Origin of the sequence: Shewanella sp. DNRA4 (genome assembly GCF_012843185.1) — a bacterium.
GTDB classification, from domain to species: Bacteria; Pseudomonadota; Gammaproteobacteria; order Enterobacterales; family Shewanellaceae; genus Shewanella; species Shewanella xiamenensis.
In genome coordinates, this window is the sequence record NZ_JABAIP010000004.1 from 277401 (window position 1) to 295111 (window position 17711).

Below are 17711 nucleotides of genomic sequence, written 5' to 3' on the forward strand. Positions count from 1 at the left end.
CCTTAAGGCTTACCCTGCTGTGTTTAGGCGTAATTACTTGGCCAATTCTAGCACTTTGGCGACCAGCTTCTCGATGCCAGAGTGTGCCTCAGCAATATTCCCCGCCAACATATAAGCGGGCGTACTAACAATCTTATTATCCTCATCCACCACGATATCATGCACAGTCGCCGCCTGATGATTGCCGCCCATCAGATTAAAGGCTGCCACCGAATCCACATCATTACCGATAGTGCCCTTAGCGCCGTGCCCATATAAACGCGGGATCATCATAGGTGCGATGCAAATAAAGCCGACGGGCTTTTTCGCAAGAATAAATTCATTAATAAAATCAGTAACGAGTGGATTCACTTCACACTCACTGCCATTAGTGGCGAAGTTACACAGATTTTTCGCCGCCCCAAAACCGCCAGGGATAACTAGCGCATCAAAGTCGCTGATATCGAGTTCAGTCGTTGCCTTTACTTCGCCGCGGGCGATACGCGCCGATTCAACCAGCACATTTCGTGTCGCCGACTTGTCTACTTCGCCGGTGAAGTGATTAACAACATGCAGCTGATTGATATCAGGAGCAAAACACTGATATTGAGCCCCAGCTTTCGATAGAGATAATAACGTTAAAACCGATTCATGGATCTCTGTTCCATCGAAAACACCGCACCCACTGAGTAATACTGCGATTTTTTTCATTATAAATATCCTTCTTATGTCATTTGGTTTTAACAAACTGTAAACAAAATGGTTGATCTGCTTAAAAATCGTGCTAACTTAGTTCGTCGAATCTAAGGGTCGGTGAAAATTAAGCCAGCCTCTAGGTATTTTACGGAGTCAATAAAAAATCCACAAATCAGGAAGATTTTTCAAGAAACAGTATTGAACTCACACAAATATTATAAAAACATAAAAATCAACAACTTAAAAATATCGCACCAAGCCGTAATTATCGCCATTATTCACAGTTGACTTTTTCACTCACAGAGTTATCCACAGGCTGAGGGTCAATTTGCCATGGCTGAAATACCACTTCTGTGGCATGCTTAGCGCCATCTAAGTCATCGATAAACGAAAATTACTTATGCCGACCATAGCCAATAACCCACTTGTCCTTGTGGATGGATCTTCTTATTTATATCGCGCCTATTATGCGCCTCCTCACCTGACAAACTCTAAGGGCGAAGCTACTGGTGCAGTTTATGGCGTAGTGAATATGCTCCGCAGCTTATTAAGCCGTTATCAACCTAGTCATATCGCTGTGGTGTTCGATGCTAAAGGCAAAACTTTCCGCAATGACTTATATGAAGAATACAAGGCGCATCGACCACCGATGCCGGATGACCTGCGCTCACAAATTGAACCCCTGCACCGTATTATCCGTGCCTTAGGCTTGCCCTTAATTTCTATCCCAGGTGTTGAGGCAGATGATGTTATCGGCACTATCGCTCGCCAAGCGAGCCGCGAAAACCGCGCCGTACTCATCAGTACAGGCGATAAAGATATGGCGCAGCTGGTTGATGACAATATCACGCTGATCAACACCATGACAGATACCATTATGGGCCCTGAAGAAGTTGCGGCTAAATATGGTGTAGGTCCAGACAGAATTATCGATTTCTTAGCGCTGATGGGCGATAAGGCGGATAACATTCCCGGTTTACCTGGTGTTGGCGAAAAAACCGCATTAGCTATGCTCACGGGGGCGGGTAGTGTAGCCAATTTGCTTGCAGAGCCCGAAAAAGTCACCGAATTAGGCTTTAGGGGCGCAAAAACCATGGCGGCGAAGATCATCGACAATGCCGACATGCTAAAGCTGTCCTATGAGCTTGCCACCATTAAAACCGATGTTGAACTCGAACATGATTGGCATGAGCTCACCGCCAAACCTGCTGATCGAGACGAACTGATCAAATGCTACGGCGAGATGGAGTTTAAACGCTGGCTTGCCGAAGTCTTAGATAATAAGGCGCCAACAACGGTCGCAGTAAAAGCTGAAACAACAGAGACCCAAGAAGAATCAGCGCCCAGCGTCACGATTGAAACCCAATACGATACGATTCTGACCGAAGCTCAGCTTGATGAGTGGATTGCCAAACTCAAACAAGCGCCATTAATGGCCGTGGATACCGAGACCACCAGCCTCGACTATATGGTTGCGGAACTTGTTGGCATGTCCTTCGCAGTGGAAGCAGGAAAAGCCGCTTATCTGCCTTTAGCCCACGACTATGTTGGCGCACCTCAACAATTAGATAAGCAGACTGCACTCGAAAAACTGCGCCCCTTACTCGAAGATGCCAAGATCAAAAAAGTCGGTCAAAATCTGAAATATGACATCAGCGTATTGGCCAATGCAGGCATAAAACTCCAAGGCGTGGTATTCGACACTATGCTCGAATCCTATGTGTTTAACTCGATCGCCTCACGCCATGATATGGATGGGTTGGCGCTAAAATATCTGGGCCATAAAAATATCGCCTTTGAAGATATCGCAGGTAAAGGTGCTAAACAGCTAACCTTTAACCAAATTCCGTTGGAAACAGCAGCTCCCTATGCGGCGGAAGATGCCGATATTACGCTACGCCTACATCAACACCTGTGGCCAAGACTCGAAAAAGAAGCTGAATTAGCCTCAGTTTTTACCGATATTGAACTGCCGCTGATCCAAATTCTGTCCGATATTGAACGCCAAGGTGTGTTTATCGATAGTATGTTGCTTGGTCAACAGAGTGATGAACTTGCCCGTAAAATCGATGAGTTAGAAACTAAAGCTTATGATATTGCTGGTGAAAAATTCAATTTAAGTTCACCAAAGCAACTGCAAGTGCTGTTTTTTGAAAAGCTGGGTTATCCGGTTATCAAAAAGACACCTAAGGGTGCACCATCCACCGCCGAAGAAGTGCTGGTCGAATTGGCATTAGATTTTCCTCTGCCTAAGGTGATCCTTGAGCATCGCAGCCTGACCAAGTTAAAGAGTACTTATACCGATAAGTTACCTTTAATGGTGAACGCTAAAACGGGCCGAGTACACACAAGCTACCATCAGGCCAACGCCGCAACGGGGCGTTTATCCTCGAGCGAACCAAACCTACAGAATATTCCTATCCGCACCGAGGAAGGTCGTCGTATTCGCCAAGCCTTTATTGCTCCGCAGGGACGTAAGATTTTAGCCGCCGACTATTCGCAGATTGAATTGCGGATCATGGCGCATTTATCCCAAGACGCAGGCTTGCTCAAAGCCTTCGCCGAAGGCAAAGACATTCACAGAGCCACCGCCGCCGAAGTATTTGGCACCGACTTTGACAGCGTAACCTCGGAGCAGCGTCGCCGCGCCAAAGCCGTTAACTTTGGCCTGATCTATGGTATGTCCGCCTTTGGATTGGCGCGTCAGCTCGACATCCCCCGCAACGAGGCACAAACCTATATAGATACTTACTTCGCCCGCTATCCTGGCGTATTAAGGTATATGGAAGAAACACGAGCCAGTGCAGCAGAGCTAGGCTATGTCTCTACGCTATTTGGTCGCCGTTTGTATTTACCCGAAATTCGCGACCGTAATGCAATGCGCCGCCAAGCAGCAGAAAGAGCCGCGATTAACGCCCCAATGCAAGGCACCGCCGCGGATATCATTAAAAAAGCCATGATCAGCATTGCCGATTGGATAAAAACTGATACCCAAGGTGAAATCGCCATGATCATGCAAGTGCACGACGAATTAGTGTTCGAAGTCGATGCCGATAAAGCTGAAAAACTCAAGCTCAAGGTGTGTGAACTCATGGCGAAAGCGGCCAATCTGGATGTAGAACTCCTAGCCGAAGCCGGCATTGGTGATAACTGGGATCAAGCCCACTAGCATTCAAAATTAAGCCTTTAGCTTCTAACATTGAGTTTTACCCAAACAAGGCTCATCCATTATCGGATGGGCCTTTATATTTGGTGCAACTTTTATATACCGCTAAAATCGACGCCACAGAGGACAACATGGCGAGAAGTTACTTACGTAGGCGAAAACCTTAAGGGCTAAGTCGCCTTAAGAGCGGGAAACAGCATTTGACTATACAATGCTCTCAGTCACTACATGTAATCTCCCCTCAATTCTCGCTGCTTTAACGCCGGCATAAGCACAACCTGCTATCCGCGAGACACTCCACACAAGCCTAAACAATCGTTCGCTGATGGATACAACCAAGAACAATCATCAAAATAGAGTAAAAACATTAAATCTGAAGAATTGATCAATTCTGTACTAAAAATACAGTCTATTTAGCTAAAACAGTGGTTTAGATACTCTTTGTGAAAAGTTTAGATCAAACTCCGCTGTTTTTTTCACCTAAAACTTGAGATCTATCGCACACAATTATCACTTTTTCAAAAAAACTGTTTTCCATTTAAAGATAAATAGCGTATTATTCTCTGCGTAGGGTACAGAGGTTAAGATGTTCTATCTTTCAGACCTTTATTTCACTTATAGTGACGAGCCAAATTCTGGCGCCCCAGCAACTTGTTTGCTGGGGCTTTTTTTTGCTCTTTTTTCGGCCTAGGGATGATTTCAACAAAGGCGAGTAAATTTTAGAGTATTTACTTTAATAAAAGGTAAATTCGATGTATGCTGTCTTCATTGAGAACCATTGAAGGTAATTTGATGGTGCTTGAGTCTTGTTGAATTTAGCTTCTCCCCAAAAGAGCTAAAATTTTGGCCGGTGACTAATGTTATCGGCTATTTTTTTGCCCAAAATTTGAGAGGTAGAAATCGATTGTTTTATAAGGGAATATAACGGGATATCGCAGGGGAAGATGGCCGAATGCACTCAAGGCATCCGACCATAAAGCAAAAGACTTACTCGGCGCCGTCTTGGTTTTCTAACTCATCGGCCAACCATTGCGGATGACACCATTCATTTAAGATACTGAGCACTTTAGGTTTGCCCGTGCCCTTGAGCGCAGAAAAAGGTTCAACCTGTACCCAATCACCAAACTCAACCAGCGCTTTACGCACTTCGTTTACGGTTTTCATCTTCGCACTTTGCGCCAATTTATCGGACTTAGTCAGTAATGCGAGTACTGGAATTTCACTCGCAACCGCCCATTCGATCATCTGCATATCCAGATCTTTTAGGGGATGACGGATATCCATCAATACCACAACGCCACTTAAGCACGCACGCTTCTGTAAATACTCGCCTAGAGATTGTTGCCATTTAATCTTCATGGCTAATGGCACTTGGGCAAAACCATAACCCGGTAAATCGACTAATCGGCGCTGCGCATCGAGTTCAAATACGTTGATCAGCTGAGTGCGACCTGGCGTTTTACTGGTACGCGCTAAGTTTTTCTGCTCAGTTAATGCATTGAGTGCACTTGATTTTCCGGCATTGGAGCGACCAGCAAAAGCAATCTCAACACCAACGTCGCCGGGCAGATATTGATCCAAATGTGCAATGTCAGGTGCACTGATTAAAAACTTCGCCCTGCGAAAATCTATATGAGATTCAGTCACTATTTACTCCAATATATTTACTGCGCAATACCATAATTTATGAAGAATTGCTTACTTTTCCACGTTTTCGTGTAAAATATTACCCCGATCACATTAAACATATTTTACCACGCTTGCGGGTCACCCTAGTAAGCTCAGGATAATAATCTTAACCAGAAGTTGGAACGCCATGAAAAAGTTAGCTCTTGCGCTGTCTGTTGTAGTTGCCGCCATATCTTCACCTGCGATTGCTGAAGGTAATGCTGAAGCGGGAAAAACTAAAATTATCGTCTGTTCTGCCTGTCACGGTATGGACGGTAACAGCATGATCGATATGTACCCTAAGCTTGCGGGCCAACACGCCACATACCTCCAAAAGCAACTACATGATTTCCGTAGTGCTGCACAATCTGGCGGTAAAGATGGTCGTATGGATCCTATCATGAGTGGTATGGCAATGCCTCTTAGTGATCAAGATATTCTCGACATTACTGCATATTTCTCTACTCAAGCAATCCAAGTTGCTGAGGTGAAAGATGTTCCTGAGCTAGGTGCAAAACTTTACAAAGGTGGCGATGTGTCACGCGGCATCACTGCTTGTATGGCATGCCACGGCCCAGATGGTAAAGGTGCTGAATCAGCTGGTTTCCCAGCATTAGCCGGTCAACACGCTAACTATATCAAGATCCAACTGACTAAGTTCCGTGATGCAGGTCGTCACAATGACCTAAACGGTATAATGCAAGATGTCGCTAAGAAGTTAAATGACAGCGATATCGATGCACTATCTAGATATCTTGCTAGCCTGAAATAAGGTTTAGCGATGTAAAAAGGGGGTGTTGTCACCCTTTTTTTACACTGCCAAGTTTACGTTAACGTAAACTGACGAAGATTCGCGCTTGACATGGATCACAGATTTGGGTTTAATAAGCCCCGTGCCGAGATAAACCCATCTGTTTGTACAAATAAATTAATAATAACTTACAGATTTCGGTATAATTAACATTCAAGATATAAGAATAAAGACTCTCAATAACAACAATATAACTAAGACCACTCTCTAATAATAACAAGAGCAGTGATTTCGCTTTGAAATCCAGGTCAGTACATTTTTGTAAGGGACGGCCGATAACGCCAATTTGCGAAAGCAAAACGCCTTACATTCAGGGTAACTTGCCCCATCAGGACACAGTTTTACATGATGTAAACTGTAGCAAAGGAAGCTAATCGCTTTGGATGCACTGGCTGGAAGCTTGTTATCACTGGAAGGTACTTCAAGTAACAAGGATGGTTGATTTAACGTCATTGATGACGCTGCTATAAAAGATGTGTCTTGAGACCATCTACGGAAACTGTGGTCAGGATGGCGACAGGAAAGAATTAAGAGTCTGGAAGACCGCTAACAAAAACACGCAGGGAAAGCAGTAAAAAAAAAGAAGGATACCGACCGGGAAAGTCGCATAGCAAGTACGGATACTTGGAATCAGAATAGGGTGCTAAAATGCACTGTTTGTAAGGCGGCAGTTTAACTGCCGCCTTTTTTCTTTGTGATTTTCAGTCAAAACGCACTTTGTCTAGAAAGTGCACTCTGCAAATATAATTGTTACAATCAAAGCCTTAATCTTTTATCAGTTGACTCAATGCGCAGATGTCCCCTTTGTCATAGCACACAAACACTGTTGCTCCTACAGGACAAAAAACGGTGTTTTTATATTTGCCAGACATGCGGACTCACTTTTGCTGATGCAAATAGCCATCTTCCTCCTGCGGCAGAAAAACAGCGCTATGGCCGTTCGCGGATTGCCTCCAAACAGCGCCAACTCTCGCAATTTATTTTGCCGCTACTGACACAAATACAACTGCAGCAAAAAGGTAGCCTTACGGGCTTAAATTTTGGACGCGTGTTAGATCAAACCAGTCTGGCGACCATTGAGTCGGCGGGGCACACCTTCAAGCAATATGACCCTTTCTTTGCTCCTGACCATGAACCTCTAAAGCAAGAGTATGATTTTATTTGCTGCTACCGAGTATTTGAGCATTTTCAGTATCCCTTCAAAGAATGGAGATTACTGACCCGCTTGCTTAAACCAGGAGGCTGGTTAGCAATTAGTACTCCTTTATTAATTGATTTAGAAGGTTTTGCTAAGTGGCATTATAAAAACAATCTCACTCACGTGAGTTTTTACCAAAGACTAACTTTTGAATACCTAGCGAGTAATAGTGATTTTGAACTATTATTTGCCGCGAAAGACCTCGTTTTGATGCAAAAAACATCATAATCTGGTATAATAGCCGACCGAATTTAGCACTTAGTCGATCCAGTATCGGCTAGGCCATACGATGTAAATAATTGAGAAAATCATGTCTCGTAGCAAGAAAACACGCAAGGGCGGCGAGAATAGCCCCAAACAACAGCCAAGAGTGAAAAAGCAGGACCGTGCTGAAGTAACAGGCAAGCGCGCAGAAAAGGGTAACAAGTCTGGCAGTCGTCATAATGAAGCGCTGATCCAGGCTCAAGCACCACAGAAAAAGGCTGCACAGAGCAAAGATCCTCGCCATGGCAGTAAAAAACCTGTGGCTTTGACGTTGCCAACCGCGACAGAAAAGCCAGCTACGCCAAAGGTTAAGCAGCCAAAGTTAACTGACGAGCAAAAATTACTGAAGCTGGAAGAAGATCCAAGACTAAATCAGTTGCTCGATATGCTAGAAGAAGGTCGCAACTTAAATGATGCCGATCAAAAATGGTTAGATCAGCAGCTGAATAAGATTGAAGCCCTGATGATTAAACTGGGTATTAACGATGAGCTAGAAGATGAAGTGCCAGCGAAATCTAAAGCTGATTCAGATGACGACCTATTCGATCGCTTTGAATCCGGTGCCGAACTGCTAAAAGATTATCAAGATAAGTTTTAAATCTTAGAATATGCATAAAAACAAAACGATTATGTTTTGTTTTTATGCTGTCTGAACAAGGAGTTCTCGTGTCTACCACTCTTATCGTTCTTGGTTTTATCATTATTGTTGCCCTCAGTAGCTACGCCACTTTTTTACTCCTCAAACTCAAGCAACAAAAACACCGTCAACAAGCGCTTTTTGCCGAGCGCGAAGTGGCTGCTAATGCCAAACGAGCCCAAGTACTCGAAGATATCCGCTATATTGCGACAGCCATGATTGAAGACCGCTGTGAAATCTCCGAAGGCGTGGTCAGGATTGGGCGTTTGTTTGAGATTTTATCCCTCAGCGAGCGAGTCGCACCAGAGTTTCCTGCACTCTTCCAACATTTTGAGTTAATTAAAAATCATCCGATTATGGAAGCTCGCCAAGCTCTGCCAAAGCAAGATCGAATGAAACTCGATTTTACACGAATGAAATCTGAAGCTGAGCTTGCCGAAGGTATTAACGAAGATGCTAAAAAGCTGTCGACTTATCAGCTAAAAGCACCGCACTAAAAACGCTTACTCCGCCTCGAAGCCAAATTTGGATCGGTTTCGAGGCGATCAATTTAAATCCGTTCATCACATAGAGTGCGACTTCCCGTGAGCCTGTGCACAAAACCTCCAAAAAACGACAGACACACGCTCTTTTTTCATAGATATTGCGTAACTTCTAAAATGGCAGACATCATTTTTACAACCTAGATCAAGGTTATTTACCTAAGAACCTTGCATACTTCGTTTGTTGCTAATTTACCCTCGGAGGACACGCCTTGAAGCAGCCCACTCAGATAAGCTGGGATCAGTCGATGATCGAAAAATATAACTACAGCGGTCCCCGTTATACTTCTTATCCAACGGCGCTAGAGTTCGATGATTCATTCACTGAACAAAACCTGTTAACGGCGATTGAAAACAGTAAGAGTGACAAACTGTCGCTGTATATTCACATCCCCTTCTGCGCCAAACTTTGCTACTACTGTGGCTGTAATAAAGTCATCACTCGCCACGCCCACAAGGCCGATCAATACATTGAGTATTTAAGCCTCGAAATTATTAAGCGTGCTCCACTATTTAAGCACTACACAGTCACCCAAATGCACTGGGGCGGCGGCACGCCAACCTTCTTAAATCCTGAGCAAATTCTGAAGTTAACCGACTTAATCAAGGCTAACTTTAACTTTGCCGCTGAAGGTGAGTTCTCGATCGAAGTTGACCCGCGTGAGATTGAGCTTTCAATGCTCGATACCTTAAAAGAAGCGGGCTTTAACCGCATTTCTATCGGGGTGCAGGACTTCAATAAAGAAGTACAAGTCGCAGTTAACCGCGAGCAGGACGAGCAATTTATTTTCGATTTAATGGCCAAAGCCAAGGCCATGGGATTCGTCTCAACCAATATCGACTTAATTTACGGTCTGCCACACCAGACACCCGAAACATTCGCCGCCACCATGCAGCGCGTGTTAGACCTGTCGCCCGACCGTCTATCTGTATTCAACTATGCCCACTTACCCGCGCGTTTTGCCGCGCAGCGTAAGATCAAAGATGAACATTTACCTTCGCCGAAACAGAAACTCGAGATGTTGCATCAAACAATCGAGACCTTAACCGGCGCGGGTTATCAGTACATCGGCATGGACCACTTCGCTAAGCCTGACGATGAGCTGGCTAAGTTACAACGCGAAGGCAAACTGCACCGTAACTTCCAGGGTTATACCACCCAAGAAGAATGCGACCTGCTCGGTCTGGGCGTGTCTTCAATCAGCCAAATCGGCGATTGTTATGCGCAAAACCAGAAGGACATTCGCCCTTACTACGAAGCCATCGATAAAGATGGCCATGCACTGTGGAAAGGTTGTAGCCTCAACCGTGACGACGAAATCCGCCGTGTAGTGATCAAACAATTGATCTGCCACTTCGATTTAGATATGGCAAAAATGGACGAAAAACTGGGGATTAAGTTTGAGGAATACTTCGCCGAAGACTTAAAACTACTGCAAACCTTTATCGACGATAAATTAGTTGAAATCGCCGACAGAAAGATCACCATCAGCCCAACGGGCCGCCTGTTGATCCGCAATATCTGTATGTGCTTCGACCTTTACTACCGTCAAAAAGCGCGTCAACAACAGTTCTCCCGTGTGATCTAACACTGACACATCTCCAATAAAAAAATCCGACTCAAATGTCGGATTTTTTATTGGGAAATAGAGCTGATTACTTAAGCTTTAGCCGCATACAGCGCCTTACGCTCACTCTCGGATAAAAACGCCATTTCCACCCCGTTGCGTTGCACCTGAGCCAGCTCAGCATCACTTAGTCCCAGTTCAGACTTAGCAATGCGGTATTCATGCTTGATATCAATCGCACTCACACCCGGATCATCGGTGTTAAGGCTTATCAACACACCAGCATCCATAAAGGTTCTGAAGGGATGTTCAGCATAGGAAGACACTGTCGAGGTGTGCAGGTTGCTGGTTGGGCAAGATTCGATACCAATACGATGTTTAGCGAGATATTCCATCAGCTTAGGATCGTGAATCGCATTCACCCCATGGCCGATACGTGTCGCGCCCAACTCCTGAATCGCTTGCCACATACTTTGCGAACCCGCCGCTTCGCCCGCATGGGCGGTAATCGCTAAGCCCGCGTCTCGCACTCGCTTAAAGTGCTCATTAAACAACTCGCCAGGAAAACCTAACTCATCGCCAGCTAAATCCATCGCGACTAAGTGTTGTTTATGGGCGAGTAGACCTTCAAGCTCCTGAGTACAAGCGGCTTGGCCGAAGGAGCGCGACATAATCCCGATAAGATTGATCTTAACTTGATAATCTTTCAGGCCTGCTTTCACCCCATCGATAACCGCTTCAACCACACCTTCAATCGGTAGCTTATGGTTCATCGCCATGTAATATGGGCTAAAACGCAGCTCCGCATAATCAAGGCCAGATAACGCCGCATCGGCCACGTTTTCATAGGCGACACGTTTTACCGCATCTAAATCAGCGAGAACGGCCACCATCCAGTCAAGCTTCTTCAAGAAGGCGACTAAGCTGGTTTCTTTCCCCTGAATCTGTACAAATGGCGCGAGAGTCTCTAAAGAATCGGCAGGCAAAGCAATGCCATGTTGGTGTCCGAGTTCCCAAATGGTGTTCACTCGCACGTTACCATCTAAGTGACGATGCAAATCCACCAATGGAATGGATGTATTGATCATAATTAACCCCTATGTGAACTACCCAGCCAATGCTTTTGTTATTTGGTCTAGGGCGGACACTAAGTTTAACACGCATTCTTGGGTGGCACTTAGCTAAGGGCAGGATTTAAATTCACATTCAGTCACAATTCTGCTTAATATGCGTACAAGAATCTGGGGTAAACCTCAGGCATAATGACTTCAATAACAACGAAAATATCCGAGATAAATCATGCATAAACTCTTTACCCCAAGCTTACTTATTTGCGCACTTAGTGCCTGTAGCACGGCTCAAACTCCTGTCGAACATACACCGACAACCATCACTACAGCGCAGGCGCCAGCCAAGACTATGGCTCCAGCACTGCAAGCGATTGTGGATCAAAGTTGGCAACTCCAACTCAGTGCCAGCCCAGAAATGGCCTATGGAATGGGAGATAAGAGTGCTGCGGGTAAACTACAAGATCTGTCTCCAGAAGCCTTAGCCAAGCTCAATCAAGGACAAATTGCCATTCTGGCCCAATTGAAAGCACTGGATCGCAGCAAGCTGAGTAAAGAAGATAAAATCAACGCCCAAATCCTCGAGGATCAGATCCAAAATGAGGTTGATCTCTATAAATACAAGGATTACTACCTGCCAATCACCGCAGAGAGCGGCTTCCACGCCTATATATCTTCCATTGCACAAGGGCGATTCAACACCCTAGAGGATTACCAAAACTACCTAGGTAAGCTTAAGGCGCTACCGACCTATTTTGCCCAGCAAACCCATTGGTTAAAACAAGGCTTAAAGGAAGGTATTACACCGCCTAAGGCGACGCTCAAGGGATTTGAAAACAGCATTAGTGCTTACATCTTACCGGTAGAGAAAAGCAGTTATTTCAAGCCATTTACTCAATATCCAAGCCACTTTACCGAGGCGCAAAAAGCACAGCTCACCCAAGAAGGCAAAATCTTAGTCGAACAAAATGTAATCCCGGCCTATCAGGCTTTTTATGATTTTATGACTCAGGAGTATATGCCCAACACTCGGGAAAATATTGCCGCCAACAGCTTACCCGATGGTGATGCCTTCTACGAGAACCGCGTTCGCTACTACACGACCTTAAATATGACCTCGGTCGAAGTGCACGAGCTCGGTTTAAAAGAAGTAAAGCGTATCCGCCAAGAAATGGAGCAAGTCATTAAGTCTGTTGGCTTTAAAGGCAGCTTTGCCGACTTTTTACATTTCTTAAGAACCGATCCCCAGTTTTATACCACCAGTGCGGATCAGCTCCTGAAAGAGGCGGCCTTTATTGCCAAAAAAGCCGATGCCATGTTGCCCAAATATTTTGGTAAATTGCCGCGAAAACCCTACGGTATCGCGCCAGTGCCGGCCGAAATCGCCCCTAAATATACCTCAGGCCGTTATTCAGGCTCTAATCGTGATGACGAGCCGGGTTACTACTGGGTTAATACCTACGCCTTAGATAAGCGCCCGCTCTATGAACTCGAAGCGCTAACGCTACACGAAGCTGTGCCCGGTCATCATCTGCAGATTTCACTCAACTCCGAACTGAGCTCGTTGCCTGATTTTCGTCGCTACAGCTACATTTCGGCCTTTGGTGAAGGTTGGGGATTGTATAGCGAGTACTTAGGCTTAGAAGCGGGATTCTATCAAGACCCTTACAGTAACTTTGGACGTCTCACTTACGAGATGTGGCGCGCCGCTCGCCTCGTTGTCGATACGGGGATGCACGCCCAAGGTTGGAGTCGAGAACAAGCCATCGAGTTTATGGCGAGCAACACGGCGTTATCGCTCCACAATGTGACCACTGAGATTGACCGCTACATTACCTGGCCAGGGCAAGCACTCTCCTACAAGATTGGTGAGCTCACCATTAAACGCCTACGCGCGAAAGCCGAGCAAGCCTTAGGCGACAAATTCGATATTCGCGCCTTCCACGACGCCGTATTAGAAAATGGTTCAGTGCCTATGTCAGTGCTGGAGCAACAGATAAACGACTTTATCGAAGCACAAAAAGCCGCAATTTAAGTTCATCCCAAGGGAGCGGGTATTTTCCTGCTCCCTTTCCTGCCCGCCCCAGTTCTCTGATACACTCTAGCAAACCTTTTTGCCCGAGATGTGTGACAGAGTATGAGCCAAACGCCCCAAAACTTTCCTATGGAAGAGTTTTCCAAGGTAGCTTTTTCAACGGAACACGATTTAAATACTTCTGAACAGCAAGCCTTTTGGCAAACCGTTATCCAAGACACACTCAAAACCCCCGATGGATTAACCTTGGCCTACATGATGGTCAAGCATCCCAAGGCCCATGCCAGCATAGTCATCAGCAGTGGCCGAGTTGAGTCCTACTTAAAGTATCAAGAATTGGTATTTGACTTGTACCAGCAAGGCTATTCGGTGTTTGCCATTGATCATCGCGGGCAGGGATTATCGAGCCGCATGACGGCAAATCCCCATCAAGGCCATGTGCGGCGGTTCAATGACTATATCGACGACTTTGCCCTGTTTATGCAAAGCGTTGTACTCAAACATGCCACTTCGCCGCTGTTCTTACTCGGGCATTCCATGGGCGGTGCCATCGGCACCTTGTATCTCAAACAACATCCAGATGTGTTTACCGCGGCGGCATTCTCAGCCCCCATGTATGGCATTAAGTTACCTATGCCTAAAGGGTTTGTCCGTTGGTTAGCCAGTAAGCTCGATACTAGCCTCAACGGTGGAGAGCCTAACTATGTTCTCAGCGGGCAAAACTATAAGGCCGCTCCCTTTAAAGGCAATGATCTCACCCATTGCCAGAGCCGTTATCAAGCTTACCGAGAATTGTACGATGCAGCGCCAAAGCTACAATTAGGCTCACCGACTAACCGCTGGTTGACTGAATCCTTAGATGCGGCCGATGCCTGTGTCTTGGCCACGGCACATATCCGCACTCCTATTCTGATCCTACAAGCTGGCGAGGATAAAATTGTCGACAATGCCGCACAAAATCTTGCGGTGAGTTCTAATTGCCAACTAAAAGTGATTGCAGGTGCTGCCCATGAAATTTTTATGGAGAAGGATAGCTATCGCAATCAAGCACTCAATTACGTACTCGACTTTTTTAAACGCTACGCAACAAGGGACGTGGACAAACAAGCTGTTTAAAATCATTAAAACTCAAGGCTCGAGCGATATTGTAGCCTTGAAAGTGCGTACATCCTAAGGTTGTAAATAGCTGCTGTTGCTGTACAGATTCGACACCTTTCGCCACTATCGGCAGTTTAAAAGATTGTATCGATTGGATAAGCGCTTGGCTCCAACTGGCATCAACCAGCAAGCTTGCAGCACAATGCAAATCTAACTTAACCTCTGTAAGCGGGTAGTGGTGTAGGCAACTTAAGGCGCACTGGCCAGCACCAAAGTTATCTAATGTAATCGCAATACCAGCCTCTGTTAACTGTCGGATACGTGGCTCAACAAAAGCGTTAGCAGTAAGCAATATACCCTCAGCAAGTTCAACCCCCAGTTGCTTATCATCAAGCTCATAGGAACGAACTAAAGTAATAAATTGATCTACAAAATCAGCTTGGCAAAAAGATAAGGTACTTATATTCAACGTCATACGCGGCAGTATGATGCCTTGTTGCTTAAACTGTTTGACTAACTGACAAACTCGATCGGCAACATTTAAATCAAGCGCGGCGATTAATCCATTATGCTCAGCTAAGCGAATAAACTGCGCTACAGGCACGATTTCACCATTGGTTAAATACCAGCGAGATAAAACCTCTGCAGAAACAATTTTGCCTTGCCTATCAACAACAGGCTGGAACATCAAAGAGAGTTGATTGTCAGTAATCGCATGTTGCAATGCACTGATTAATGACGATTCAGGATCAACAGCAGACGCTAAGTCTGGATGATAAAACGCGCATCCCTCATGCTCCAGTGACAGAGCACACTTCATTGCGAGTTGCGCACGCTGAACCACGAGTTCTGGAGTGAGAGTATCGACGGGATCTAATAAACAAATACCCACGTTGGCACTCAAACTAAAATGAGACTCTCCATAATGGAAAGGGCGAATCGTAATTTGTCTTAACTCGGTTGCCAAAGCTAATGCTCGACGCCCTGCAATCTCAGCATCAACGGCCAACTCCTTAATTAAAAGAGCAAAATGACCAAGTTCAATATGAGCAACGACAATGTTCTCTGTAAAGTAGCTCGAGAGCCTTGCACTTAACTGCGACAGTAAACGCTCAAGTTCGTGGGATGATAATGCCTCGCTAACGCCTAAGGTATCGACATTAACGAATAATAATGCTCCCCATTGGCCAGAACTATTACGTTGAGTCAGGTAATGTGACAATTGCGCCATAAATACTTCAGGAAGCATCCGATGACCACCTGCCGATTGCTTCACTAACTCCGCAATCGCAGCATGGTTTCTCTCACTCTCTGATACATCGACATGAATGCCTATCATCCGAGTCGGTCTACCAAGATGGTCCCAGTCGACTAACATGCCACGGTCAAATACCCAGACATAATGCCCTTCGCGGTGCTGTAAGCGATGAACACTCTCAAACTCTTTTGTTTTTCCGCTCACATATTCCTGTAAGCAATGCAATACGGCCCGTCTATCCTCGGGATGCAAACGTGTTTCCCATGTCTGGAATACCCCTTCCAGTTCATCGGGTTGATAACCTATCATTTCTTTCCAGCGGTCAGAGAGAAACACTTCGCCAGTACGAAGATCCCAATCCCAAATACCATTGCGCGACCCTTCAACGGCAAATAACCAACGCTGTTCACTATCATTAAGCTGTTTAACCGCTCGCGCTAACCGATCATGAACCAATTGTAGGTTTGTTTGCAGGGATAAAATCTCGGACGCACTCCAAGGTACTTGAGTAGAAAATGCCGATGTGCCGACATGTTGTGCCGATTTGCATAACAGCTTCAGTGGACGTATTAGCAGATAATATAACACGCAGGTAAAGCCAATAAGCAGCAACGCCCCAAGCCCCCACACACGCATAAATCGCTGTTGTAACTCGCTTGATGCTCTCGCGACCAAAGGGGCTAGATCAGATTCAAGATAAAGCAGCTCTGTGGCCCCAGGATACTGGGCGTCAACTGGATAATAAGCTTGAATTGATAACCTTTCTGGATTGACCGAAATACTTGCCTGACCTGATTGCACTACGGCATGATGTCTAAGCACATCATATCCATCAATCACTTCTATCGCATTGCTATCGCGCCAAACAGTATGATTAGCAAAACGAATCCGACTGTTCGCATCCAGCAAGATATAAACCATCACATTCATATCTAAGGTTGCTAGAGACACTTCCTGCTCAATCCGCTCAATATCTTGCAGTGCCTGTGCTGACTGAACGACAGCCTGCATACGCAAAAGCTGCTGTTTTATCTGACTAACTTGACGATCAGCTAACTCCTTACGCACCAACTCACTCTCATAAAAATACTCAGCCGTCACTAACACTAAATAAAGTGTCAGCATACACACAGGAATTAATACGGCGAGTGAGAGTTTGCGAAGCATTGGTAGCTTATGATCTTAAATAAAGAAATAGACGCCCTGTATGCTAACGGTAAACCTACGACTAAGCAAAAAGACTTAACATAAATACGAGTATTTTGGAGAGCACTACCTAAAAAATTAAGACAGTGATTGATTATAATCATCTAATAACATTTAGATGTTTTGAATATGAGATAGCTATGTTACAAAAAACAGGCTATTTGAAATTTCAAAAACAAAAAAGCCAGCTTGTTCAGCTGGCTTCATTGTTTAATTAGGCGCTTGGCGATGACCTACTCTCACATGGGGAGACCCCACACTACCATCGGCGCGATTGCGTTTCACTTCTGAGTTCGGGATGGGATCAGGTGGGACCACAATGCTATTGTCACCAAGCAAATTTGGTATCTACTCCCCATCTTATGTGGGCAGTAAATGAATTCGGAAAGCTGTATTGAGTACCACTTCTTAAGTGTTCATATTCAAGCTAAGTCTCTTAGCAAAACCCATCTGGGTTGTATGGTTAAGCCTCTCGAGTCATTAGTATCAGTTAGCTCAACGCCTCACAACGCTTACAC

The 17711-nt window shown here is 45.2% G+C and carries 12 protein-coding genes and 1 rRNA gene; 8 read left to right on the forward strand and 5 right to left on the reverse strand.

Annotated elements, in window-relative coordinates:
* Nucleotides 1–33: 33 nt before the first annotated feature.
* Entirely contained in the window at nt 34–690 is a 657-nt protein-coding gene (gene elbB / locus HG547_RS06420; protein ID WP_169547349.1) for an isoprenoid biosynthesis glyoxalase ElbB, read from the reverse strand.
* A gap of 385 nt (nt 691–1075) precedes the next feature.
* Here elbB and polA point away from each other — a divergent pair, with 385 nt between their 5' ends.
* The gene (polA, locus tag HG547_RS06425) at nt 1076–3844 is read left to right on the forward strand and encodes a DNA polymerase I (RefSeq protein ID WP_169547350.1); all 2769 of its coding nucleotides are present in this window, start codon (nt 1076–1078) and stop codon (nt 3842–3844) included.
* 984 nt (nt 3845–4828) lie between these two features.
* Here the strand turns inward: polA and yihA are convergent.
* A complete protein-coding gene (yihA, locus tag HG547_RS06430; RefSeq protein WP_037424068.1) occupies nt 4829–5488 on the reverse strand; it encodes a ribosome biogenesis GTP-binding protein YihA/YsxC in 660 nt (219 codons plus the stop codon).
* 169 nt (nt 5489–5657) lie between these two features.
* On the opposite strand from yihA, the gene HG547_RS06435 reads away from it, so the two are divergent.
* The 5 genes from HG547_RS06435 to hemN all read left to right on the forward strand — a co-directional run bounded on the left by HG547_RS06435 (nt 5658) and on the right by hemN (nt 10550).
* Nucleotides 5658–6281: a c-type cytochrome gene (locus HG547_RS06435; protein ID WP_169547351.1), complete on the forward strand. Its 624-nt coding sequence runs from the start codon at nt 5658–5660 to the stop codon at nt 6279–6281.
* 826 nt (nt 6282–7107) lie between these two features.
* On the forward strand, nt 7108–7746 hold the full coding sequence (locus HG547_RS06440; protein ID WP_069453908.1) for a class I SAM-dependent methyltransferase: 639 nt from the start codon (nt 7108–7110) through the stop codon (nt 7744–7746).
* Nucleotides 7747–7828: 82 nt separating this feature from the next.
* Nucleotides 7829–8380, forward strand: coding sequence for a Der GTPase-activating protein YihI (yihI, locus tag HG547_RS06445; RefSeq protein ID WP_169547352.1), 552 nt, complete (start codon nt 7829–7831; stop codon nt 8378–8380).
* A 68-nt stretch (nt 8381–8448) separates the two neighbouring features.
* Nucleotides 8449–8916, forward strand: a complete 468-nt coding sequence (locus tag HG547_RS06450) for a DUF2489 domain-containing protein (RefSeq protein ID WP_037429860.1) — start codon at nt 8449–8451, stop codon at nt 8914–8916.
* Nucleotides 8917–9173: 257 nt separating this feature from the next.
* Nucleotides 9174–10550, forward strand: coding sequence for an oxygen-independent coproporphyrinogen III oxidase (hemN, locus tag HG547_RS06455; protein WP_081990920.1), 1377 nt, complete (start codon nt 9174–9176; stop codon nt 10548–10550).
* 71 nt (nt 10551–10621) lie between these two features.
* Here hemN and add read toward each other — a convergent pair whose 3' ends face one another.
* Nucleotides 10622–11617, reverse strand: coding sequence for an adenosine deaminase (gene add, locus HG547_RS06460; RefSeq protein WP_011718822.1), 996 nt, complete (start codon nt 11615–11617; stop codon nt 10622–10624).
* A gap of 211 nt (nt 11618–11828) precedes the next feature.
* On the opposite strand from add, the gene HG547_RS06465 reads away from it, so the two are divergent.
* Together HG547_RS06465 and HG547_RS06470 are read left to right on the forward strand one after the other, a co-directional pair.
* Complete coding sequence (locus HG547_RS06465) at nt 11829–13631, forward strand: DUF885 domain-containing protein (RefSeq protein WP_169547353.1); 1803 nt, start codon at nt 11829–11831, stop codon at nt 13629–13631.
* A gap of 129 nt (nt 13632–13760) precedes the next feature.
* The gene (locus tag HG547_RS06470) at nt 13761–14747 is read left to right on the forward strand and encodes an alpha/beta fold hydrolase (protein ID WP_169547364.1); all 987 of its coding nucleotides are present in this window, start codon (nt 13761–13763) and stop codon (nt 14745–14747) included.
* Here the strand turns inward: HG547_RS06470 and HG547_RS06475 are convergent.
* Both HG547_RS06475 and rrf read right to left on the reverse strand, forming a co-directional pair.
* Nucleotides 14704–17154 carry an EAL domain-containing protein gene (locus HG547_RS06475; protein WP_169547354.1) on the reverse strand — a complete coding sequence of 817 codons (2451 nt, stop codon included), beginning with the start codon at nt 17152–17154 and terminating at the stop codon, nt 14704–14706. The two genes, HG547_RS06470 and HG547_RS06475, sit on opposite strands and share 44 nt — an antisense overlap.
* 259 nt (nt 17155–17413) lie before the next feature.
* Nucleotides 17414–17529, reverse strand: a 5S ribosomal RNA gene (gene rrf / locus HG547_RS06480).
* Nucleotides 17530–17711 lie beyond the last annotated feature (182 nt).